The sequence below is a fragment of the Streptomyces peucetius genome (genome assembly GCF_025854275.1).
Taxonomy (GTDB): Bacteria; Actinomycetota; Actinomycetes; order Streptomycetales; family Streptomycetaceae; genus Streptomyces; species Streptomyces peucetius_A.
Genome location: NZ_CP107567.1, coordinates 2,248,089 through 2,269,660, shown reverse-complemented (window position 1 = coordinate 2,269,660; position 21,572 = coordinate 2,248,089). Strand labels below are relative to the sequence as shown.

Below are 21,572 nucleotides of genomic sequence, written 5' to 3'. Positions count from 1 at the left end.
TTCCGCGCCCCGGGCTGGTGGAGGACGGCGGGAGTTCCTGACTCACCCGACAGGTGCCGGGCTCACAGTGGCGGGACCGCGCCGGAATCTCACCGGGCTTCCTCCCCTGACGCCGTCTTCGGCGGTGGTGGGCCGTTCGACCCGTCGAGCAGCATAGTAGGGGCGGTCACCTGCCGGGTAGGGCGCCCGAGCAGGCCGGGGCCGAGGGCGGCCTGTGTGATGGTCGGTATGCTCGCCGCCATGCCTCCGGCCCCCTCGAACCGCCCGGACACGGACGAAACGCCCGTAACTCCCGTCCGGGACCGCAGTGATGCCTGCCCCGGCGCACTGCGTCTGCATACCGCGGACGACGGTGCGCTGGCGCGCGTCCGCATCCCGGCGGGCGTCCTGAGCGCGGCGCAGGCGTATGTGCTCGCCGACGCCGCCGAGCGCCTGGGCGACGGCGCACTCGACATCACCTCCCGGGGCAACCTTCAGCTGCGGGGCCTCGAAGCGGGCTGCGGAGGGGAGTTGGCGCGGCTGCTGGACGCCTGCGGCCTGCTGCCCGCACCCCGCCACGAACGGGTGCGCAATGTCGTCGCCTCCCCGCTGTCCGGTCTCGACGGCCGGGGCCACCCGGACGTGCAGCCGCTCGTGCGGGAACTGGACGCGCTGCTGTGCGCGAGCGAGCGTGCGCCGGAGCTCTCGGGCCGCTTCCTGTTCGCCCTGGACGACGGCCGGGGGGACATGGCCGAGTTCGCGGCCGATGTGATGTTGCTCGCAGAACCGGACGGTGCGTGGGTGCGGGTCGACGCCGGCGACGCGGCGGTACGTGTCCGGGCCGGCGACGGCCCCCGCGCCATGCTGCTTGCGGCCGACGCCTTCCTCGACGCGGCGGCCGCGAGTGCCACGCGTGCGTGGCGGGTCCGCGAACTCCCGGCGGCGCACGCGCTGTCGACCGCGGACCTGGTCGGCCGGATCGCGTCGGCCGGTATCGAGACGTTTCCCGCCGGGGCGCTGCCAGGGGCGGACCGGGCCGGTGGCGGAGAGCGCCCGCCCGCACCCGGGGCAGGCACCGGCTGGGTCTACGCGGTCGCACCTCTCGGACGGCTGACCGCCGCCCAGTGGCGGCTCGTCGCCGCCACCGCGGACGCGCACGGCACCGGGGAGTTGCGCGTCACGCCCTGGCGCGGCGTCGTCGTGGCCGGCGCGGGCCGGCAGCAGGCGGCCGCGCTCGCCGACGCGGGGCTCGTCACCGGTCCTGACTCGCCGTGGCTCGGCGTCGGCGCCTGCACCGGGCGCCCCGGCTGCGCCAAGTCCCTCGCGGACGTACGCGCCGACGCCACCGCCCTCCTCACCGCCGGCGCCGGCGGCCTGCCCGTCCACTGGTCCGGCTGCGAACGCCGCTGCGGCCACCCCCGCGGCGACTGGGCCGACGTCGTCGCGACCGGCGACGGCCACTACGAGGTGTCCGCGCCCGGCGCGCCGCCCCGTACCGTCCCCCTCCCCGAACTCGCCGGCGCCCTCGCGGCGGCGCGCACCACCACCCCGACGAAGACCACCACGAAGACCCCGACGAAGTGAGCGAGAGCACCGTGTTCGAGTACGAGAAGGACGGCGCGGCCATCTACCGCCAGTCCTTTGCCACGATCCGCGCGGAGGCGGACCTCGCCGGGCTCCCGGCCGAGGTCTCGCAGGTCGCGGTCCGCATGATCCACGCCTGCGGAATGGTCGATCTCGTCCGCGACCTCGCCCACAGCCCGGACGTCGTCCTCCGCGCCCGCGCCGCCCTGCGCTCCGGCGCGCCGATCCTGTGCGACGCGCAGATGGTCGCCAGCGGCGTCACCCGCAAGCGGCTGCCCGCAGACAACGATGTGATCTGCACGCTGTCCGACCCGTCCGTGCCGGACCTGGCGGCGAAGCTGGGCACCACCCGGTCCGCCGCCGCCCTCGAACTGTGGCGCGACCGTCTCGAAGGCTCCGTGGTCGCCGTCGGCAACGCGCCCACCGCGCTGTTCCGGCTGCTGGAGATGATCGAGGAGGGCGCACCGCGCCCGGCGGCGGTCATCGGAGTGCCCGTCGGCTTCATCGGCGCCGCCGAGTCCAAGGAGGCGCTCGCCGCGCACCCGTCCGGCCTCGAGCACCTGGTGGTGCGCGGACGCCGCGGCGGCAGCGCGATGGCCGCCGCCGCAGTCAACGCGATCGCGAGCGAGGCGGAATGAGCGAGCAGAAGACAGGCCGGCTGTACGGCGTCGGGCTCGGCCCCGGCGACCCGGAGCTGATGACCCTGCGCGCGGCACGCGTCATCGCGGAGGCCGACGTGATCGCGTACCACTGCGCCCGCCACGGCCGGTCCATCGCCCGGTCGATCGCCGCCCCGCATCTGCGCCCCGAGCACATCGAGGAGCGCCTGATGTACCCGATCACGGTCGAGACCACCGACCACCCCGGCGGGTACCGAGGCGCGCTCGACGACTTCTACGAGCAGGCCGCCGCCCGGCTGGCGGCACACCTCGACGCCGGCCGTACGGTCGCCGTCCTCGCCGAGGGAGACCCGTTCTTCTACGGCTCGTACCAGCACATGCACAAGCGGCTCGCACACCGCTACCCGACCGAGGTCGTCCCCGGCGTCACCTCCGTGAGCGCCGCGGCGGCCCGGCTCGGTACGCCGCTGTGCGAGGCGGAGGAGGTGCTGACGATCATCCCCGGCACCCTGCCGGAGGAGGAGCTGACCGCTCGCCTCGCCGCGACCGACTCGGCGGTGGTGATGAAACTCGGCCGCACCTTCCCCGCCGTCCGCCGGGCGATGGAGACGTCCGGACGCCTCGAAGAGGCCCGTTACGTCGAACGCGCCACCATGAGCGGCGAGCGCACCGGGCAACTCGCGGACATCGACCCGGAGTCGGTTCCCTACTTCTCCGTGGCCGTCGTGCCCAGCCGTATCGCCAACCCCCGCCCGGCCGCCGGCCGCGGCGAGGTCGTGGTCGTCGGCACCGGGCCCGCGGGCCCCCTGTGGCTCACCCCCGAGACCCGGCGCGCGCTCGCCGACGCGGACGAACTCGTCGGCTACACCACCTACGTGGACCGGGTGCCGCAGCGGCCCGGACAGATCCGGCACGGCTCCGACAACAAGGTCGAGTCCGAGCGTGCCGAGTTCGCGCTCGACCTCGCCAGGCGCGGGAGGCGCGTCGCGGTCGTCTCCGGCGGCGACCCGGGCGTCTTCGCCATGGCCACCGCCGTGCTGGAAGTGGCGTCCCAGGACGCGTACAAGGACGTGCCCGTACGGGTGCTCCCCGGCGTCACCGCCGCCAACGCCGCCGCCGCGAAGGCCGGTGCGCCGCTCGGCCACGACTACGCGGTCGTCTCCCTGTCCGACCGGCTCAAGCCGTGGGAGGTCATCGCGGAACGGCTGGCCGCCGCGGCCGCCGCCGATCTGGTCCTCGCCCTCTACAATCCCGGCTCCCGCAGCCGCACCTGGCAGGTCGGCAAGGCCCGCGAACTGCTCCTCGGGCACCGGGCGCCCGACACTCCCGTCGTGCTCGGCCGGGACATCGGCGGGCCGGAGGAGAGCGTACGGATCGTACGGCTCGGCGAACTCGATCCGGCGCAGGTCGACATGCGCACGATCCTGCTGATCGGATCCTCGCAGACGCAGGTGGTGCGCAGGGGTGACGGCGAGGAGATCGTCTGGACGCCGCGGCGCTACCCGGAGTAGGCCGCCAGCCAGGCGGCGGCCTCCTCGGGGCCGGCCGCGACCGGCACCCCGTCCGGGACCGGCGGGCGGCGCACGATCACCACGGGCACGCCCGCCTCCCGCGCGGCCGTCAGCTTCGGCGCGGTCGCCGCGCCGCCGCTGTCCTTGGTGACGAGCACGTCGATCCGGTGGCGGCGCAGCAGGTCCCGCTCGCCGTCGAGGGTGAACGGCCCCCGGTCCAGCAGCACCTCCAGCCGCGGCGGGCACGGGCCGTCGGGGGCGTCGACGGACCTCACCAGGAACCAGACGTCGTCGATGTGCGCGAAGGAGGCGAGGCCCATGCGGCCGGTGGTCAGGAACACCCTGCGGCCGAGCGTGCGGGCCGCCTCCGCGGCCTCCTCCAGGGAGCCGGCCGGGTGCCAGTCGTCCCCGTCGGCCGGGACCCAGCCGGGGCGGCGCAGCGCCAGCAGGGGAACATGGGCGTCGGCCGCGGCCCGGGCCGCGTTGAAACTGATCGTTCCGGCGAAAGGATGGGTGGCGTCGATGACCGCGCCGACCTCGTGCTCGCACAGCCATCGCGCCAGGCCCCCGGCCCCGCCGAAGCCGCCCACCCGGACCTCGCCGGGAGGCATCCTGGGAGTGGCGACCCGGCCGGCGAGGCTGCTCGTGACGCGTACGCCGGAGGTGGCGTGCAGCGACTCCGCGAGACGCCGGGCCTCGGTCGTACCGCCGAGGATCAGTACGTGCATCGGAGTCCGTCCATGAGCTCGGGAACAGGTGGCGGGCGTGACGCCCAACTCAAGCACACCGGTCTGCGGCCCGGCTGGACCACCGGTGCCTGCGCGACGGCGGCGACGACCGCGGCGTACACGGCGCTGCTGACCGGCGACTTCCCCGACCCGGTGACGATCACCCTGCCCAAGGGGCAGACCCCGGCCTTCGCGCTGGCCGCCGAGTCCCTGACCGGCGGCTCCGCCATGGCCGGCGTCGTCAAGGACGCCGGCGACGACCCGGACGTCACCCACGGCGCGCTGGTCCGCGCGACGGTACGGCCGCTGCCGGCCGGGTCCGGCGTCGTCTTCCGCGCGGGGCCGGGGGTCGGCACGGTCACCCGGCCCGGGCTGCCCCTCGACGTCGGCGAGCCCGCGATCAACCCCGTACCGCGGCAGATGATGCGTGACCACGTGGCCGCCGTCGCCGCGCGGCACGGCGGTGGCTCGGACGTCGAGATCACCGTCTCCGTCGACCACGGCGAGGAGATCGCCCGCTCCACGTGGAACCCCCGGCTCGGCATCCTGGGCGGGCTCTCCGTCCTCGGCACGACCGGGATCGTCGTCCCCTACTCGTGCTCGGCCTGGATCGACTCCATCCGGCGCGGCGTGGACGTCGCCCGCGCGGCGGGCCGCACCCATCTCGCCGGCTGCACCGGCTCCACGTCCGAGAAGACCGTCGTGGCCCTGTACGGGCTGCCGGAGGACGCGCTGCTCGACATGGGCGACTTCGCGGGCGCGGTGCTCAAGTACGTACGCCGCCACCCTGTGGAACGCCTCACCGTCTGTGGCGGATTCGCCAAGCTCTCCAAGCTCGCCGCCGGCCATCTGGACCTGCACTCCGGCCGCTCCCAGGTCGACAAGTCGTTCCTGGCCGAGCTGGCCCGGCAGGGTGGCGCGGACGAGGCGCTGGCGGCGGAGGTGGCGGTCGCCAACACGGGGCTGGCGGCGCTGCAGATGTGCCGTGCGGCCGGCGTCCCGCTCGGCGACCTGGTGGCGGCGGCCGCGCGCGACCAGGCGCTGGCGGTGCTGCGGGGTGCGCCGGTGGCGGTGGACGTGGTGTGCATCGACCGCGGCGGGACGGTGGTGGGGCAGGCGGAGCCGCGGGGAGCGTGAGCCGACGGCAGGCCAGGAGATGCCGAACAGAGGGCCGGTGAGCGTCAGGCCCAGTTCGTGACCCGTGTACGAGAAGAAGGCGAGCAGCATCAACGCCGCACCGGACAGGGCGAGATCCTTCATGAAGTGGAGCATCTCCGCCTCCTGGCGTCGCCTCCTCCCTCCAGAACGCGTGCATGACGAACGGCGTCGGCAGTAGGAACACCGCGAGCAGCAGCGCCCCGAGGTCGGCCCAGATGCCGAGCAGCACGCTCAGCGCGCCGGCCAGCAGCAGCAGGCCGGTGGCGAGCGTGAGCGGGGCGGCCGGCGTGGCGGGGACGCCGCGGCTTTCGGCGTAGCCGGCCGTCTGTTTCGTGTGCGTGAGGTGGTTGAGGGCCGAGCCGAGGAAGAGAACCACGAAGAGGATGCGTCCGATCAGGACCAGGACGTCCATGAGCGACGTCCGGCCGGGGGTTGACACCGCATGGCCTCTTTCAGGCTACTGCGCGGGACCGGGCCCGCCCCTCCGGCGGGTCCGGTCCCGGTCTCAGGCGCACTCGTGGCGGTCGCGTTCCGGGGAGTAGAGGTGGCTGTCGCGGAAGCCGGTCGCCGCCAGGACGCGGCCGACGAGGATGACCGCGGTGCGGGTGATGCCCGCCGACTTCACCTGGGCCGCGATGTCCTCGAGGGTTCCGCGCAGGACGAGCTCGTCCGGGCGGCTGGCCATCGCCACCACGGCGGCCGGGCAGTCGGCGCCGTAGTGGGGGACGAGCTCGGACACGATCCGGTCGACGTAGCGCGCGCCGAGGTGGAGGACGAGGAGCGCGCCGCTGCGGCCGAGGGTGGCCAGGTCCTCGCCGTCCGGCATGGGCGTGGCCTGCTGGGCGATGCGGGTGAGGATCACGGTCTGGCCGACGGTCGGGACCGTGAGCTCCCGCTTGAGCGCCGCTGCCGCCGCCGCGAAGGCCGGGACGCCCGGCACGATCTCGTACGGCACGCCCGCCGCGTCCAGGCGCCGCATCTGCTCGGCGACGGCGCTGAAGACCGACGGGTCGCCCGAGTGCAGCCGGGCCACGTCGTGGCCCTCCTCGTGGGCGCGGACGACCTCCGCGGTGATGGCGTCCAGGTCGAGCCGGGCGGTGTCGACCAGGCGGGCGTCCGGCGGGCACTCGGCGAGGAGTTCGCGCGGGACGAGGGAGCCGGCGTAGAGGCAGACGCCGCACGACGCGAGGGTGCGCGCCCCGCGGACGGTGATCAGGTCGGCGGCGCCGGGGCCCGCCCCGATGAAGTACACGGTCATGTGGGCTCTCCTGCTTTGGTGACGGACCATTGGGTGACGGGCATGGCCTGGCGCCAGCCGGTGAAGCCGCCGACGGGCACGGCGTGCGAGACGGCCAGGCGGACGAGTTCGCCGCCGTGGCGTGCGTACCGGCGGGCCAGCAGCGCCTCGGACTCGAGGGTGACCGTGTTGGCGACGAGACGGCCCCCGGCCGGCAGCGCGTCCCAGCAGGCGTCCAGCAGCCCCGGTGCGGTGAGCCCACCGCCGATGAACACCGCGTCGGGCGTGGGCAGGCCGGTCAGCGCGTTTGGCGCCGCGCCGGTGACGACACGCAGCGCGGGGACGCCCAGGGTGTCGGCGTTGCGGGCGATGCGCGCGGCCCTCGCCGGGTCGCGTTCGACGGTGACGGCCCGGCAGGAGGGGTGGGTGCGCATCCACTCGACGGCGACGGAGCCGGAGCCGCCGCCGATGTCCCACAGCAGTTCGCCGGGGGCAGGGGCGAGCGCGGCGAGCGTCGCGGCCCGGACGTGACGCTTGGTGAGCTGCCCGTCGTGCTCGTACGCCTCGTCGGGCAGTCCGGGTACGCCGGACAGCCGCAACGCGCCTTCGTCGCGGCGGCATTCGAGGGCGATGACGTTCAGCGGGTCGCCGGGCGGCGCGGTCCATGTCGCCGCGTGGCCGTCCACGGCGCGTTCGGCGGGCGCGCCGAGTTGTTCGAGGACGCGCATCCGGGTCGGGCCGAAGCCGCGGTCCCGCAGCAGTGCCGCCACCTCGGCGGGCGTGTCCGCGCCGGCGCTGAGCACCAGCAGCCGGCGGCCGTCGTGCAGCGCGGCGGTCAACTGCCCGGCGGGGCGGCCGACGAGCGTGACCGTCGCGGTGTCCTCGACGGGCCAGCCGAGCCGGGCGCAGGCGTACGAGACGGAGGAAGGGTGCGGGAGGACGCGGAGGGAGTCCGGGCCGAGTTCCTCGGCCAGCGCCCGGCCGATGCCGTAGAACATCGGGTCGCCGCTGGCCAGTACCGCGAGCCTGCGGCCCTCGTGCGCGGCGAGCAGGCCGGCGACGGCGGGGCGCAGCGGGCTGGGCCAGGTCACGCGCTCGGCGGGGCAGCCGGCGGGCAGCAGCTCCAACTGCCGGGCGGCGCCGATGACGGCGTCCGCGTCCCGCAGCGCGTCCTGCGCGCCGGGAGACAGTCCGGGCCAGCCGTCCGCGCCGATCCCGACGACGGTTACTGCTGGTGAGCGTGGTGCGCGGGTCACTGAGCGGTACCTCGTCGACGGAACGGCAGGGGACGGAGCCGCACTCTACTGGCCGCCCGGCGCGGCCCTTCCGGGCCCCCGGGTTACCGGCGGTGCCGCACGCTGCCGGGTGGCTGCCGCGTGGTTGTCGCTCGCCGCCCGTCGGTGCCGGACCGTCCGTGTGTCAGTGGCGCGCGGCACACTGGAGGCATGTGCCGCAGCATCAAGACTCTCCGTCCACCCGTCCTTCCCGAAGAGGCCACGGAGGAGGACGTCCGGGCCGCCGCCCTGCAGTACGTGCGCAAGGTCTCGGGCTTCCGCGCCCCCGCCGCGCACAACCGCGAGGTCTTCGAGCAGGCCGTCGACGAGATCGCGGAGGCGACCCGCAGACTCCTCGACGGACTCGAGGTGCGCGGCTCGGGCGGGCGCTCCGGGCAGGCCGCCCGCCCCGGCGAGGCGCGGCAGGCCGCCGCCCCGGACGCCGTCAAGCGGCCGGCTCGGGAGCCGGTGCATCGGCCGGACGCCGCATGACATAGGCGGCGAGGGACCCCGCACCGAACAGCGCGAGCACGGAGACGGCCGCGCCCGTCCAGCTCGCGCCGAGCCACTGCCCGCCGAACCAGCCGAGCCCGACGGCGTATCCGGCCCAGGCGACACCGGCCAGGGCCGACCACGGCAGAAAGTCCTTCACCTTGCGGTGCGCGGCGCCCGCGCCCAGGGAGACGACGGAACGGCCGGCCGGCGCGAAGCGTGCGATGACGACCAGGGCGCCGCCGCCGCGGCTGAGGGCGGCGCCGAGACGTTCCTGCGCCCGGGTCAGCCGGCGTGAGCGGGCGATGGCGCGGTCGAGCCGGTCCCCACCCCGCCAGGCGAGCCGGTAGGCGACGAGATCGCCGAGCACGGAGGCGGTCGCCGCGCACAGCACCAGGACGAGCAGCGAGGGGACCTCGCGCGGCACCTGGCCGGCCGCACCCGCGACCGCGGCGGTGCCTGCCGCCTCGGCGGTCGATCCGGCGGCGGCCGCCGTGGCGGCGGTGATCACCAGCACTCCGCTGGGCAGTACCGGCAGGAAGACGTCGAGGAGCACGGACAACGCCACGACGGCGTAGATCCATGGGCTGCCGGTCAGCGACCCAATACTCTCGAGCACCTTCACTCTCCCCGTTCGTCGCAGGGCCACGGCTCTCGCGGAGAGCGGCTGGGCTGCCGGACAGCTGTACAGCGTACGCCCGGACGCCGGGGGAGATCGGCAGAGGGCGTTCACCGGCCCCTCACCGGGCCGAAACCGCTCGTACGGACGGACCGTGGCGTGACACGCCGACGCCCGGCCCCTTGCGGAAAGACGACGGGGCCGGGCGTCAGGGCGTGTCCACGGATCAGGCGGCGGCGGTCGCCCGCTCCTCGGACTGCTCGGCCGGGCGGCCCGCGCCGCGCGGCGTCAGCAGCCGGTCCAGCGCCAGGGCGCCGGGGCCGGTGAAGACCAGCAGCAGGAACGCCCAGCAGAACATCGCCGACGCCTCGCCGCCGTTCTGGAGCGGGAACAGCGACTCGGGCTGGTGCACCTTGAAGTACGCGTACGCCATCGAACCCGAGGCGACGAACGCCGCGCTGCGGGTGCCGAGGCCGAGCATCACCAGGGCGCCGGCGACCAGCTGGATCACCGCGGCGTACCAGCCGGGCCACGTGCCGGCCGGTACGGTGCCGCCGCCCATGGCGCCGCCGAGGACGCCGAACAGGGACGCGGCTCCGTGGCAGAGGAACAGCAGGCCGACGACGGCACGGAACAGGCCGAGCGCATACGGCTGGGCCTGGTTCAGGCGGGTCGGAAGGGTGGGGGTGGCCACGTCGTGGCTCCTTCGGTTTCGGGGACAGAACCGATGAGGGGAGCTACAGGTTAGGCAGACCTTATCATTACTTGCAAGTTCAACATCTCCTGGTCGGCTGATTCCGGCCGCGGCTTCTCCTTTTCGTCATCTCGTGTTCCGGCCGTACCGGCGGGCCGGGCCCGGCACGGCACGGCCCACGACGTGGGGTGATCCGGTGTTCTCCGGGTTTCGTGACCTCGGCCCACGGAATATCGGGCACGTCGCCCAGGGGGCCGCCTTGGCCAAGGGCACCGTGTTTTGGCGGGAAACCGGCGCTTACGTGTGAGGCCGGCCGCCCGCCCGGCCGGTTCGCCGGGGGCTGGGAGGCGCGGTCCGTACGGGCGGCGCGGGACGTCAGGAGCCGTCCGTCGGCCGGTCTGTCGTCTGGGTGCCGTCCGTCTCCGTCAGCGGGCGTTCGAAGAGAGTCGTCAGCCGGCCGCGGCTGCCGTCCCCGCGCTCCGCGCGTGCCTGCTCCAGACGCAGTGACGCCGAACGCCCGCGCAGCGTCAGCGTCATCAGCTGGTTGCCGAACCACGGCCCGCCCGTACGGCGCCAGCGCACGAGAGGCATGCCGGTGCGCCCGTGCCGGGCGAAGACGCGCCCGAGGCGCCGCCCCACACCGCTCCAGCCGAACCGGAAGCCGAGCCTCACCGGGCGGGGGATGGAGTTGTGCACGGGCGAGCACGTCAGCTGGAGCACTCGCGCGTCCGGCCGGGCCACGGAATCGGGGCGATCGGGCCCGTGCACCCAGTCCGGCTCCGCCACGTACGCGTGATGGACGTCGCCCGACAGCACGCACACCGTCGCCGGCGCGTCGGGGCCGCTGCCCACCTTCGTGATCAGCCGCGTCAGTCTCTCGAAGGAGGACGGGAACGCCGACCAGTGCTCCAGATCCGCATGGCGGCGCAGCTGCTCGCCGAAGCGCGCCCACCGCTCGCCCCTCGCGCCGCGGCACAGGGCCGCGTTCCAGGCCTCCGCATGGTGCACCAGGGGCGGCAGCAGCCAGGGCAGCGAGGTGCCGATGAGGAGATGGTCGAACGAGCCCGGTGCGTCCAGCGCCTGTTCTCGCAGCCACTGGGCCTCGCCCGGGTCGAGCATCGACCTGCTCTGCTCGTCCAGCACCCGGGCGGCCCTGGTGTCGATCATCAGCAGCCGGGTGCGGCCGAAGTCACGGCGGTAGCTCCAGCGCACGGAGGTCGCGTCACGGTCGGCCTTCTCCGCGAAGGCCCGCAGGATCGCGGTGCCGTCCGGCACCGACCGCACCGCCTCGTACAGCGGGTCGGCCGCGAGCTCGGTCGGGGAGAGGTTGCCCAGGTGCTGATACACCCAGTACGACATCAGCGCGCTGACGATCCGTTCCTGCCACCAAGGAGTCGCCCGCATGTCGGCGAGCCACGCCGTGCTGGTGTTCCAGTCGTCGATGACGTCGTGGTCGTCGAAGATCATGCAGCTGGGCACGGTGGAGAGCAGCCAGCGGACGTCCGGGTCGCGCCAGGACTCGTCGTACAGCCAGGTGTACTCCTCGTAGTCGGCCACCCCGCTGCCCGGCGGCACGTCGAGGTCGCGCCGGGCGGCCAGCCGGGCGCCGGTCGCGTCGGACGTCTCGTCCGCGTACACCTGGTCGCCGAGCAGGAGCAGCACGTCCGGGCGCTCGCCCTCCGGCGCGGCGGCGAGACGTACCGCGAGCGTGTCGAGGGCGTCCGGTCCCACCGGGTCGTGCCCGCGGGCGGGGCGTGCCGCCCAGCGGCAGGAGCCGAAGGTGACGCGCACGGTGTCAGCGTCCGGGGCCGGGGCCGGGGTGCGGATCGTGCTCGGCGGGAGCGCGGAGTCCTCCGGCGGCCAGACGCGCTCGCCGTCGAGCAGCACCTCGTACGCGGTCGAGGAGCCCGGTGTCAGGCCCGTCACCGGGACCAGGGCGTAGTGGTGCCCGGCGATCAGGAACGTGCGCGCCGAGCCCGATCCGCCCTGGTCGCAGCGGACCTCGGCGGTGCAGGCGCGGTCGGCCTCGACCCAGACGGTCGCGGCGGTCCCCGTCTCCCAGTCGACGTGCCGCAGCAGTGGTCCCAGGCGCAGCCGGGTCATGTCGTGCCCCTTCCTGTCGCCCCGTACGGTACGGAACGAGCCAGGGGGGTGGAGGGGTTCCGCGGGATGCGCGTGTCCTTGCGGGTGGGGGTGGGCGGCGCGGGTGCGGGTGCGTGGCGCCTGCGGCGGGCTTGTCCCCCACCCTGCCCCTCCCCGCTGTACCGATGTGCGCCTCCGCCGCGTGGCGGGGCAAGCCCCTGACCCCGGTACCGCGCTCCGCGTGCGGTGCTGGGGCTCCGCCCCGGACTCCGGTACGCGCTCGGGTGCGGGGCTGGCGGCTCCGCCCCGGGCCCCGGTACGCGCTCCGCGTGCGCGCTGGCGCCTCCGCCGCGTGGCGGGGCAAGCCCCGGACCCCGGCACCGCGCTCCGCGTGCGGTGCTGGGGCTCCGCCCCGGACTCCGGTACGCGCTCGGGTGCGGTGCTGGGGCTCCGCCCCGATCCGCCCTCGGGGCGGTGTTCGGCGCTCCGCCCGCGGGCCCGTGCCGCGCGCCGCCCCGGACCCCGGGGCGGCGCTTCGCGCGGTGGCCCCAATCGAGGCGCGGGGGCCCGGGGGCGGCGCCCCGGGCGGGGTCAGCAGCCGTTCAGGACCGACTGCAGCGCACTCTTCTCCGCCGAGTCGACCTTCAGCTTCCAGTAGTACTTCGTGTGCACCCACATCCGCGCGTAGAAGCAGTGGTACGAGCTCCGCGGCGGCATCCACTCCGCCGGGTCCTGGTCGCCCTTGGACTGGTTGACGTTGTCCGTGACGGCGATGAGCTGAGGGCGGGTCAGGTCGTTGGCGAACTGCTGGCGCTTGGACGTGGTCCAGCTGCTCGCGCCGGAGCGCCAGGCCTCCGCCAGCGGGACGATGTGGTCGATGTCGACGTCGGAGGCCGCGTACCAGGTGGCGCCGTCGTAGGGGGAGTACCAACGGCCGCTGGTCGCCGCGCAGGTGGAGCTCTGGACGACGTTCGTGCCGTCGCGCTCGAGGACGACCTCGCGGGTGTTGCAGGAGCCCGACTGGGTGATCCAGTGCGGGAAGAGGTCACGGCTGTAGCCGGAGGAGGAGCCCTCCGCCGACACGGTCAGCTGGCTGAGGTAGCTGCGGGCGGTGGAGGCACTGACGGGGGTGGGCGGTGCGGCCTGCGCGGTGGGGGCGGTGGCCAGCAGGCCGGTCGTGGCGAGGGCCGAGGCGGCGGCGAGCACGCCTATTCGGCGGGCGGCGGAACCGGAACCGGCACCGGCGCCGCGGCTTCGACGCGCGTAGACACCTGACATGTGAACTCCTCTGAGGTGGGGGGAGCTTGGCCGTGCGGGCATGGCCATGCTGGCGGCGCAGGGTTGCCTGGGGATGGGCGCCAGGTAACAGAGTGGCGACATGAACACGTCACATCAAGGGTTCTGACGCACCAGCACGGCACGTGCGGCGTCGTAGGGTTGCCGCGTGCTCCTGCCGGTCAACCTCACCCTCGGGGCCGTACTGGCCGTCCTGCTGGCCGCCGCGGCGACCGTGGCGGCTCTTGCCCACCTCGGGCGTTCGCGCGAGATCGTCGTCGCGGGCGTGCGCGCCGCGGTCCAACTCGCCGCCGTCTCCGCGGTGATCGGCTGGGTCGTCCGCTCCGTACCGCTGCTGCTCGCCTTCCTCGTCCTCATGTACGCGGTCGCCGTCCGGACCGCCGGCCGGCGCATCACCGCCAACGGCACCTGGTGGTGGGCCGGACTGCCGATCGCCGCGGGCGTGCTGCCCGTCGTGACCGCGTTGCTGCTCACCGGACTCGTACCGGTGAAGGGCATCACGCTCATCCCCGTGACCGGCATCCTCATCGGCGGGGCCCTGACCGTGACGGCGGTCGGCGGCCGGCGGGCGCTGGACGAGCTGGAGCAGCGCCGCGGCGAGGTGGAGGCGGGCCTGGCCCTCGGACTCGCCGACCGCGACGCCCGCCTGGAGGTCGCCCGGAAGCCCGCCTCCGACGCGATGCTCCCCGGCCTCGACCAGACCAGGACCGTGGGCCTCGTCACTCTTCCGGGCGCGTTCGTCGGCATGCTCCTGGGCGGCGCGTCACCGGTGGAGGCGGGCGCCGTCCAGCTGTTCGTGCTGGTCGCGCTGATGGCGGTGCAGGCGGTCGCCGTGTCGCTGGTCCTGGAGCTGGTGGCGAGGGGACGTCTGCACCGTTCGTCCCGGGACCAAGGGCCCTGACGGCCGTACGGGGGCATCGCGTAGGCTGTGTGGTGCAGAAGGGGAGTAGCTCTTCGCCGGACCGTCGACACACTGCTGGGCCTCGTGCCCGGCCGGCGCCCGGAGGCCGCCTCGATCGGAGGACGGCCAGCGAGACCTTCGGCCGCAGTGCCCATGCATGGACGTATTCATGGTGCTGCCGTGCCGAAGCGACCCCTGAAACGCTCAGGACTCTCGGCAGGGCCGCGCCCGACCGATTGAGGTTCACCCCGTGATCAGCTTCACCGTCATGGCGATCACCTTCGGCGTCTTGTTCCTCGCCGAACTGCCCGACAAGACCGCGCTCGCCGGTCTGATGCTGGGCACCCGCTACCGCGCCTCCTACGTCTTCGCCGGCGTCGCGGCCGCGTTCGCCGTCCATGTCGCGCTCGCCATCGCCGCGGGCAGCGTGCTGACCCTGCTGCCGCACCGCCTGGTGCAGGCCGTGGTGGGTCTCCTCTTCCTGGCGGGCGCACTGATGCTGCTGCTGAAGAAGGACGACGATGACGAGGAGACCATCAAGGCCCCGGCCGACCAGTCCTTCTGGAAGGTCTCCGGAGCGGGCTTCATGCTGATCCTCGTCGCGGAGTTCGGCGACCTCACCCAGATCATGACCGCCAATCTCGCCGCCCGTTACGACAACCCCGTCTCGGTCGGCATCGGCGCGGTACTGGCGCTCTGGGCGGTCGCGGGCATCGGAATCGTGGGCGGCCGCACGCTGATGAAGTACGTACCGCTGAAGCTGATCACCAGGGTCGGGGCGTGCCTGATGCTGGCGCTGGCGGGCTTCAGCCTCTTCGAGGCGATCGCCGGCTAGTGCCGCGACGGCGGACGGGGCCGGGCCGCGACGGCCCGGCCGGCGCGTCTCAGGCGGTGGCGCTCAGTGTGATCGTGCCGTCCGCGTGCGCGGTCACGGCGAGGTGTGTGAGGTCCGGTACGTGGAGGTCCGGTGCCATCGCCAGCGCGCGGGGCCCCACACCGACCACGCGCATGCCCGCAGCGCGGGCGGCCGTGATGCCGGCCTCCGAGTCCTCGAACGCCACACAGTCCGCAGGAGAGAAGCCCAGTTCGGCCGCGCCCTTGAGGAAGCCCTCGGGATCCGGCTTGCTCGCACCGACGCACTCGGCCGTCACGCGCACCTGCGGCATCGGCAGCCCGGCCGCGTTCATGCGGGCCGTGGCCAGCGCGAGGTCGGCCGAGGTGACCAGGGCGTGCGGCAGGCGGGCGACGGCGGCCATGAAGGCGGGGGCGCCGGCGACGGGGATCACACCGTCGGTGTCGGACGTCTCCTGGGCGAGCAGTACGAGGTTGTCGGCGCGGTTCTGCTCCATGGGGCGGTCCGGGAGCAGCGCCGCCATCGTGGCCCAGCCCTGCCGGCCGTGGACGACCTTGAGCGCCTCGTCGGCGTCCAGCCCGTGCTCGGTCGCCCAGTTCCGCCAGACACGCTCCACCACGGCGTCCGAGTTGACGAGGGTGCCGTCCATGTCCAGCAGGAGGGCGCGAGCGGTCAGGGCGGTCGTCATACGGGCTCCAGAGCGCGACGAAAGGGAACAAGTGGCTCCGCCCGCCGGTCAGGGAGTACGGGCGGAACCACTTTGTTCCTTCACGATACAAAAACAGGGGCCGAGACGCCAACCCCGGCTCACGGTTCGCGCGTCTCGGCCTCCAGCGCGCGGCGGGTAGGGGGGTCGTACACGCCGTCCGGGTTGTTCTGGCCCTTCCACCACTGGAAGCGCCGCACGGCTTCCTCGACGTCGCCGTCGTACCGGCCGTCCGCGTCCTCCTCCCGAAAGAGCCCCACCTGGGCGAGTCGCAACTGAAGCTCCGTGACGGCTGGTCCGCTGTCGCCCCGGCGCAGCGTGCCCACGTCGTCCGGCCTGCTCCTCGGTGACTCGGACACCGTGCCGTTCTCCCGCGCCGTGGACGTCGGCATGGAGGGCGGCGGCGGGGCCGCGGAAGCCGTCGTGGGCGAAGCCGTCGGCGTCGGCGTGGCGCTCGCCGAGGCGGAGGTCGACGGGGACGCCGAAACCGACGGGGACGCCGAGGGCGACGCGGACGCCGACGCGCTGGGGGAGACCGACTCGGACGGCGCGTCCGGCTCGGCGCTGCCGCTCGGGGCGCTGCTGCGGGTGTCCGGCGGCAGGGCGCGGTCCCGTTCGTCGTCGCCGGAGAACAGCCCGCCGGCGAACGCCGCCGTCCCCACCACGGCGACGGCCGCCGCCCCGACGACGATCCCCGCGAGCGCGCGGCGTCGCCGGGGAGGCGGCTGCGCGGCGGAGCCGGCGACGTAGAGGTCCAGCGGCTCCGTGGTGTCCCCCACGGCCTCGGGCATCGGCCCCGGGCCGACGACCCGCAGCACCGCGGTGTCGTCATCGGCGCGCCGAGACGCGCCGTCCGGGTGCCCGGCCCCGGGCACGGCGCCCGCCCCGGCCCGGTCGTGCCCATGGGCGCCGGCCGCCGCCCCGGCCGCCGGCCTCGCGTCCGTGCCGGACCCGGACACCGCGCCGGCCGCCGTCCCGGCGTCCGCATGCGGCCCCCGACCGCCCGGATGCGCCGTCGGCGGAGGCGCCACCGTCTCGGCGCCCGGCCCGTGCCCCGCCACGGGCCCCGCCCCGTACCCGTCCGGTGCGCCTGCCGGCTGCGCCGGACGCGGCGCGCCGTCGGCGGTCGGCGCGTATCCCTCCGCTCCCGTGACCGGCGCGCCCGGCGCCGGACCGTCCCCCATGCCCTGCGCCCCCGCGGCCGGTGGCGGGTCCGCCTGGAGGCTCTCCAGTGTCACGTACGGCCTGATCCGCAGCGGGTCGAAGTCCTCCGCCGCCGCGATCTCCGCCTCCCGCTCCGCACGGAGCGCCGCCCCCGCGCGCTCGGAGCAGTCGCAGCCGGGCCCGGCGCTGCCGTCCGGGTTCCGCGGTCTGGCGCACTTCGGGCATCTGTTTCCGGTCATTGCCGGTTCCCCTCCCCTTCGAATGCCGCCGATTATGCAGCCGTCCCATGCGGCACCCAACGCCCCACCGGCCTCCGCGCGCCTCTCGGCGGGCCATAAGCGGGCAGACCCACCACGATGGGGAGGGAACGCAGCGTCACCGGACCGAGGAGAACGGCATGGCCCAGGAAGTGAGCACCGCTCAGGTGGGGCCCGCCCCCGAGGGGCAGGCACGGCGGACGGTCCTCGTCGCCATCGGCGCGCTGCTGCTGGGAATGCTGCTTGCCGCCCTCGACCAGACGATCGTCGCCACCGCGCTGCCGACGATCGTCAGCGAACTCGGCGGCATGGACCATCTCTCATGGGTGGTCACGGCCTACATGCTCGCCGCGACCGCCGCCACTCCGCTGTGGGGAAAGCTCGGCGACCAGTACGGCCGCAAGAAGCTGTTCCAGACGGCCATCGTCATCTTCCTGATCGGCTCCGCCCTGTGCGGCATCGCCCAGGACATGCCCCAGCTGATCGTCTTCCGCGCGGTCCAGGGCCTTGGCGGCGGCGGGCTGATGGTGTTGTCGATGGCCATCGTCGGGGACCTCGTACCGCCCCGTGAACGCGGCAAGTACCAGGGGCTGTTCGGCGCGGTCTTCGGGGCCACGAGCGTCCTCGGGCCACTCCTCGGCGGCTTCTTCACCGAACACCTCACCTGGCGCTGGGTCTTCTACATCAATCTGCCCATCGGCGTCGTCGCCCTGCTCGTCATCGCCGCCATGCTGCACATCCCGGTACGGAAGACCCGTCACACCATCGACTACCTCGGCACCTTCCTCATCGCCTCCGCCGCCACCTGCCTCGTCCTCGTCGCCTCCCTCGGCGGCACGACCTGGGCCTGGGGCTCGGCGCAGATCATCGCTCTCGCCGTCCTCGGAGCCGTGCTCCTCGCCGTGTTCGTCGCCGTCGAACGCAACGCGGCCGAACCGGTCCTGCCGCTGAAGCTGTTCCGGATCAGGACCTTCACGCTCGTCGCCGTCATCAGCTTCGTGATCGGCTTCGCGATGTTCGGCGCGATGACGTACCTGCCGACGTTCCTCCAAGTCGTCCAGGGCATCTCACCGACCATGTCCGGCGTGCACATGCTGCCGATGGTGTTCGGCCTGCTGATCACCTCGACCGCGTCCGGGCAGATCGTCAGCCGTACCGGCCGCTGGAAGGTCTTCCCCATCCTGGGCACGGCGGTCACGGCCCTCGGACTGCTGCTGCTCCACCAGCTCCGGGAGTCCAGCTCCACCTGGCAGACGAGCCTGTTCTTCTTCGTCTTCGGCGCCGGACTCGGCCTCGTCATGCAGGTCCTCGTCCTCGTCGTGCAGAACGCCGTCGGTTACGAGGACCTCGGCGTCGCCACGTCCGGTGCGACGTTCTTCCGTTCCATCGGTGCCTCGTTCGGCGTCGCGATCTTCGGCACGATCTTCACCAACCGGCTGGAGCACAAGCTCACCGACGCCCTCGCTGGCCGCCCGGTCCCGCCCGGCGCCGGGCCCGCTGAGCTGGCCGCCGACCCGCGTGCCATCGCGGAGCTGCCGGCCGACCTGCGTCCGTCGGTGCTGCACGCGTACTCCACGTCCATCACCGACGTCTTCCTGTACGCCGTGCCGGTCGTCGTGCTCGCCTTCCTCATCGCCTGGTTCCTCAAGGAGGACAAGCTGCGCGCCTCGGTGACCGCACCCGACCCGACGGAGACGCTGGCCTCCAACCCCGTCGAGCGCTCCTCCCACGACGAGGTCGCGCGGGCCCTGTCGCTGCTCGGCTCCCGCGAGGGCCGGCGGCACATCTACGAGAAGATCACCGAACGGGCCGGTTACGACCTGCTGCCCGCCTCGAGCTGGCTGCTGCTGCGCATGAAGCGCCACGGCGTCGTCGAACCGGCCCTGCTCGCCGAGGCCACGCCGGTGCCGCTGCGGGCCATCACGGAGGCCGCCCGCCAGGTCGAGGGGAGTGGCCTCGCCCGCCGCGAGGGCCTCGAGCTGATGCTCACCGACCGGGGAGCGGAGGCGGCCGTGCGCCTGGCGCAGGCGCGTGAGGACTCGCTCGCCGAACTGCTCGGCGACTGGTGGGGCCCGGACCGGCCGACCGACCTCGTACAGCTGGTCCACGAGCTGAACTTGGAACTGTGCGGCTCCGACGACGAGCGGCCGCACAGCCCCGAGCCGCGCCGCGACCACGAGGCCCCGCACCGAGGCCACCCGGTCGTCTGACCTCTCGGCCCACGCTCGGCTCGCACCCGGCCCGCACCCCGCTCGTACCGGGCTCAGAGATCCTTGAGCTCCTTGCCGTACCAGATTTCCATGTACGGGCCGGTGCAGTACGCCGGTATCTCCGCGTAGCCGTGCCGGACGTACAGCGCGCGGGCCTCGACCAGATCCAGGCGGGTGTTGAGCACCATCCGGCGGGCGCCGAGCACGCGGGCCTCGTGCTCGAGCCTCTCCATCAGCAGACCGGCGCCGCCCCGGCCGCGGAAGTCGTGCCGCAGGAACACCCGCGTGAGTTCGGCGCGTTCGTCGTCCAGCATCAGCACCCCGCCGCAGGCCGCCGCCTCGCCGCCGTACCGGCCGACGACGAACCGGCCCGTGGGCGGTGTCAGCTGCTCGGCGCCGTCGCCCGTGAGCCCGTCGTCGACCTCTTCGGTGGTCGCGGGCCGGCCCCAGTATCGGCTCGCCACATCGTGGTAGTACGCGCGCCGCAGCGCGGTGGCGTCGGGGGAGTCGAACGGCTCGGCGGCCAGGGTCCAGAGGGTCATGCGACTTCTGTATCCCGGGCGGTCGTTGTTTGGCCAACCATTTCCCGGTTACTCGCAGCTATGCACGCTCGCGAACAGCGAGCGTCCGCCCAAGGGTCAGACCCGGAAGGTGACTCATGTCAACACTGACCTCAGTTCTGATCGTCGTCGCGGTGGTCGCCGTTCTCCTGATCATCGCCGGTGCGCTCTACGCACGCCGCCGCAGTGCACACGGCGGCGGCCGCCGGGCGCTGCACCGGCGCTTCGGACCCGAGTACGACCGGGTCCTCGCCCGCCACGACGGCGACGCCAAGGCGACGGACCGCGAACTGCAGGACCGCGTACGGCGCCACGGAGACCTCACGCCCCGGCCGCTCGCGCCCGGAGTGCGGGAACAGTACGACGCCGAATGGGCCGCCGTGCAGGAACGCTTCGTCGACTCCCCGCGCAGGGCCGTCGCCGACGCCGACCAGCTCCTCGGCCGCCTCGCCGCCGACCGCGGCTTCCCGGACGCCGGCCGCTACGAGGACCAACTCGCCGCGCTCTCCGTCCACCACCCCCGCCACATCGAGGGCTACCGCGAAGTGCACCGTGCCGCACGCGCCGACTCCGGCGCGAGCACGGAGGGGCTGCGCGAGGCGATGGTGGACGCGCGTGAACTCTTCGACGACCTGGTCGCGGACCGTGCCGTGGACCACGGCCGCCACCGGCCCGGCCACGGGCAGAGCCAGGGCCGCGGCCACGGGCGAGGGCACCTGCTGCGGCCGAGGGGGAGTGGCGCGTGATGCGACACCAGCACCGCGAGGACCTGCCTCCGACTGCCGTTCCGCCCGGCCCCCTCGGCGACGCGGGTGAAACCCACGTCCCCGCCGCGCCGAGCGGGCGGGACGGCAGGCAGTCCGCAGACCGCAGCGAACGCACCGCGTCCCACACGGCCCGGCCCGGCCCCGTGGACGAGCCGCTGAAGCCCGTCCTCGAACCGGGCGGGGACACCCCGGCCACCGCCCCCGGCCCGGGGCTGCTGCCCACGGACGAGCGCGACCGGATCGAACAGCGCCTTCACCACGCGCAGGCCGGCTTCGTCGACGATCCGCGTCGCGCCGTCGCCGAGGCGGCCGACATCCTCGACGACACCGGCGACCGGCTCACCGAGTCCCTCGCGGAACGCCGGCGGGCGCTGCGGGCGTCCACGGCCGCGGAGGACACGGAGGAGCTGCGGATCGCGCTGCGCAGGTATCGCGAGGTGACCGAGCGGCTGCTGCGGACCTGACGGGCAGCCGGCCGGTCATGCCTTCACGCCTTGGGCGCGGCCTGCTGCACGACCTCGAACGACCACACGGTGGACCCGGTGGCGGCGGGCTTGGGACGCTCGCCGCCACCGCCCTGCGCGCCGCCGCCCTGGTGGGCGGCCTTCATCGGCCCCTCCATCCACGCCTGGAACGAGGCCTCGTCGCGCCAGCGCGTGTAGACCAGGTACTGGTCGGTCCCCTCGACGGGCCGCAGCAGCTCGAACCACTCGAACCCGTCGGAACTCTCGACGGCGCCGGCGCGGGAGGCGAAACGCTTCTCGAGGACGTCACGCTGTTCGTCGGGGACGGTCAGGACGTTGATCTTCACGATGCTCATGCGCCCATCTTCCCGCAAGCAGCCCTCCCTCCTGCCTCGCCCCTCCCCGGGATGCCGTTG

At 74.0% G+C, this 21,572-nt stretch carries 21 protein-coding genes, 1 pseudogene and 1 riboswitch; of the genes and pseudogenes, 10 read left to right on the top strand and 12 right to left on the bottom strand.

Going from position 1 to position 21,572, the window contains the following annotated elements; translation table 11 throughout:
* Positions 1 to 31: 31 nt before the first annotated feature.
* Positions 32 to 104, bottom strand: a riboswitch (cobalamin riboswitch).
* A gap of 136 nt (positions 105 to 240) precedes the next feature.
* The 3 genes from cobG to OGH68_RS10415 are packed head-to-tail and all read left to right on the top strand — an operon-like array spanning position 241 to position 3,694.
* Positions 241 to 1,563 (top strand): precorrin-3B synthase, encoded by a 1,323-nt coding sequence (cobG, locus tag OGH68_RS10425; protein WP_413470959.1) that lies wholly within the window; start codon positions 241 to 243, stop codon positions 1,561 to 1,563.
* 11 nt (positions 1,564 to 1,574) lie between these two features.
* Entirely contained in the window at positions 1,575 to 2,201 is a 627-nt protein-coding gene (locus OGH68_RS10420) for a precorrin-8X methylmutase (protein WP_264250002.1), read from the top strand.
* A complete protein-coding gene (locus tag OGH68_RS10415; protein ID WP_264243096.1) occupies positions 2,198 to 3,694 on the top strand; it encodes a precorrin-2 C(20)-methyltransferase in 1,497 nt (498 codons plus the stop codon). Before OGH68_RS10420 ends, OGH68_RS10415 begins: the two co-directional genes overlap by 4 nt.
* Here the strand turns inward: OGH68_RS10415 and OGH68_RS10410 are convergent.
* Positions 3,682 to 4,422, bottom strand: a complete 741-nt coding sequence (locus OGH68_RS10410; protein WP_264250000.1) for a cobalt-precorrin-6A reductase — start codon at positions 4,420 to 4,422, stop codon at positions 3,682 to 3,684. The genes OGH68_RS10415 and OGH68_RS10410 overlap by 13 nt on opposite strands.
* 12 nt (positions 4,423 to 4,434) lie before the next feature.
* On the opposite strand from OGH68_RS10410, the gene OGH68_RS10405 reads away from it, so the two are divergent.
* Positions 4,435 to 5,559, top strand: a complete 1,125-nt coding sequence (locus OGH68_RS10405; protein ID WP_264243095.1) for a cobalt-precorrin-5B (C(1))-methyltransferase — start codon at positions 4,435 to 4,437, stop codon at positions 5,557 to 5,559.
* 229 nt (positions 5,560 to 5,788) lie between these two features.
* On the opposite strand, the pseudogene OGH68_RS36145 reads toward OGH68_RS10405, so the two are convergent.
* From OGH68_RS36145 to cbiE, 3 genes and pseudogenes are all read right to left on the bottom strand, one after another.
* Positions 5,789 to 5,992: pseudogene (locus OGH68_RS36145) on the bottom strand (DoxX family membrane protein); the annotation flags it as partial.
* Positions 5,993 to 6,085: 93 nt separating this feature from the next.
* Complete coding sequence (gene cobM / locus OGH68_RS10395; protein ID WP_264243094.1) at positions 6,086 to 6,838, bottom strand: precorrin-4 C(11)-methyltransferase; 753 nt, start codon at positions 6,836 to 6,838, stop codon at positions 6,086 to 6,088.
* A complete protein-coding gene (cbiE, locus tag OGH68_RS10390) occupies positions 6,835 to 8,073 on the bottom strand; it encodes a precorrin-6y C5,15-methyltransferase (decarboxylating) subunit CbiE (protein ID WP_264243093.1) in 1,239 nt (412 codons plus the stop codon). Before cbiE ends, cobM begins: the two co-directional genes overlap by 4 nt.
* Positions 8,074 to 8,262: 189 nt before the next feature.
* Here cbiE and OGH68_RS10385 point away from each other — a divergent pair, with 189 nt between their 5' ends.
* Positions 8,263 to 8,583 carry a DUF2277 domain-containing protein gene (locus tag OGH68_RS10385; protein WP_264243092.1) on the top strand — a complete coding sequence of 107 codons (321 nt, stop codon included), beginning with the start codon at positions 8,263 to 8,265 and terminating at the stop codon, positions 8,581 to 8,583.
* On the opposite strand, the gene OGH68_RS10380 is transcribed toward OGH68_RS10385, so the two are convergent.
* The 4 genes from OGH68_RS10380 to OGH68_RS10365 form a co-directional block, all read right to left on the bottom strand.
* Positions 8,537 to 9,202: a DedA family protein gene (locus OGH68_RS10380; protein WP_264243091.1), complete on the bottom strand. Its 666-nt coding sequence runs from the start codon at positions 9,200 to 9,202 to the stop codon at positions 8,537 to 8,539. The genes OGH68_RS10385 and OGH68_RS10380 overlap by 47 nt on opposite strands.
* Before the next feature lie 226 nt (positions 9,203 to 9,428).
* Positions 9,429 to 9,896, bottom strand: a complete 468-nt coding sequence (locus OGH68_RS10375) for a DoxX family protein (protein WP_264243090.1) — start codon at positions 9,894 to 9,896, stop codon at positions 9,429 to 9,431.
* Positions 9,897 to 10,271: 375 nt separating this feature from the next.
* Entirely contained in the window at positions 10,272 to 11,999 is a 1,728-nt protein-coding gene (locus tag OGH68_RS10370; protein ID WP_264243089.1) for an alkaline phosphatase D family protein, read from the bottom strand.
* Between the two features lie 570 nt (positions 12,000 to 12,569).
* A complete protein-coding gene (locus OGH68_RS10365; RefSeq protein WP_264243088.1) occupies positions 12,570 to 13,256 on the bottom strand; it encodes an HNH endonuclease family protein in 687 nt (228 codons plus the stop codon).
* A 166-nt stretch (positions 13,257 to 13,422) separates the two neighbouring features.
* On the opposite strand from OGH68_RS10365, the gene OGH68_RS10360 reads away from it, so the two are divergent.
* On the top strand, positions 13,423 to 14,175 hold the full coding sequence (locus OGH68_RS10360; RefSeq protein WP_264243087.1) for an ABC transporter permease: 753 nt from the start codon (positions 13,423 to 13,425) through the stop codon (positions 14,173 to 14,175).
* Positions 14,176 to 14,425: 250 nt separating this feature from the next.
* A complete protein-coding gene (locus OGH68_RS10355; RefSeq protein WP_264243086.1) occupies positions 14,426 to 15,010 on the top strand; it encodes a TMEM165/GDT1 family protein in 585 nt (194 codons plus the stop codon).
* A gap of 49 nt (positions 15,011 to 15,059) precedes the next feature.
* Here OGH68_RS10355 and OGH68_RS10350 read toward each other — a convergent pair whose 3' ends face one another.
* Together OGH68_RS10350 and OGH68_RS10345 are read right to left on the bottom strand one after the other, a co-directional pair.
* Positions 15,060 to 15,716, bottom strand: a complete 657-nt coding sequence (locus tag OGH68_RS10350) for an HAD-IA family hydrolase (RefSeq protein WP_264243085.1) — start codon at positions 15,714 to 15,716, stop codon at positions 15,060 to 15,062.
* 119 nt (positions 15,717 to 15,835) lie between these two features.
* A complete protein-coding gene (locus OGH68_RS10345; RefSeq protein WP_264243084.1) occupies positions 15,836 to 17,137 on the bottom strand; it encodes a peptidoglycan-binding protein in 1,302 nt (433 codons plus the stop codon).
* 158 nt (positions 17,138 to 17,295) lie between these two features.
* Here OGH68_RS10345 and OGH68_RS10340 point away from each other — a divergent pair, with 158 nt between their 5' ends.
* On the top strand, positions 17,296 to 19,365 hold the full coding sequence (locus OGH68_RS10340) for an MDR family MFS transporter (RefSeq protein ID WP_264243083.1): 2,070 nt from the start codon (positions 17,296 to 17,298) through the stop codon (positions 19,363 to 19,365).
* Positions 19,366 to 19,418: 53 nt separating this feature from the next.
* Here OGH68_RS10340 and OGH68_RS10335 read toward each other — a convergent pair whose 3' ends face one another.
* The gene (locus tag OGH68_RS10335; protein ID WP_264243082.1) at positions 19,419 to 19,907 is read right to left on the bottom strand and encodes a GNAT family N-acetyltransferase; all 489 of its coding nucleotides are present in this window, start codon (positions 19,905 to 19,907) and stop codon (positions 19,419 to 19,421) included.
* 116 nt (positions 19,908 to 20,023) lie between these two features.
* Between OGH68_RS10335 and OGH68_RS10330 the strand changes: the two genes are divergently transcribed.
* Together OGH68_RS10330 and OGH68_RS10325 are read left to right on the top strand one after the other, a co-directional pair.
* Positions 20,024 to 20,671 (top strand): hypothetical protein, encoded by a 648-nt coding sequence (locus OGH68_RS10330; protein WP_264243081.1) that lies wholly within the window; start codon positions 20,024 to 20,026, stop codon positions 20,669 to 20,671.
* The gene (locus OGH68_RS10325) at positions 20,671 to 21,156 is read left to right on the top strand and encodes a hypothetical protein (RefSeq protein WP_264243080.1); all 486 of its coding nucleotides are present in this window, start codon (positions 20,671 to 20,673) and stop codon (positions 21,154 to 21,156) included. Before OGH68_RS10330 ends, OGH68_RS10325 begins: the two co-directional genes overlap by 1 nt.
* Before the next feature lie 23 nt (positions 21,157 to 21,179).
* Here OGH68_RS10325 and OGH68_RS10320 read toward each other — a convergent pair whose 3' ends face one another.
* Positions 21,180 to 21,512: an antibiotic biosynthesis monooxygenase family protein gene (locus tag OGH68_RS10320; protein ID WP_264243079.1), complete on the bottom strand. Its 333-nt coding sequence runs from the start codon at positions 21,510 to 21,512 to the stop codon at positions 21,180 to 21,182.
* Positions 21,513 to 21,572 lie beyond the last annotated feature (60 nt).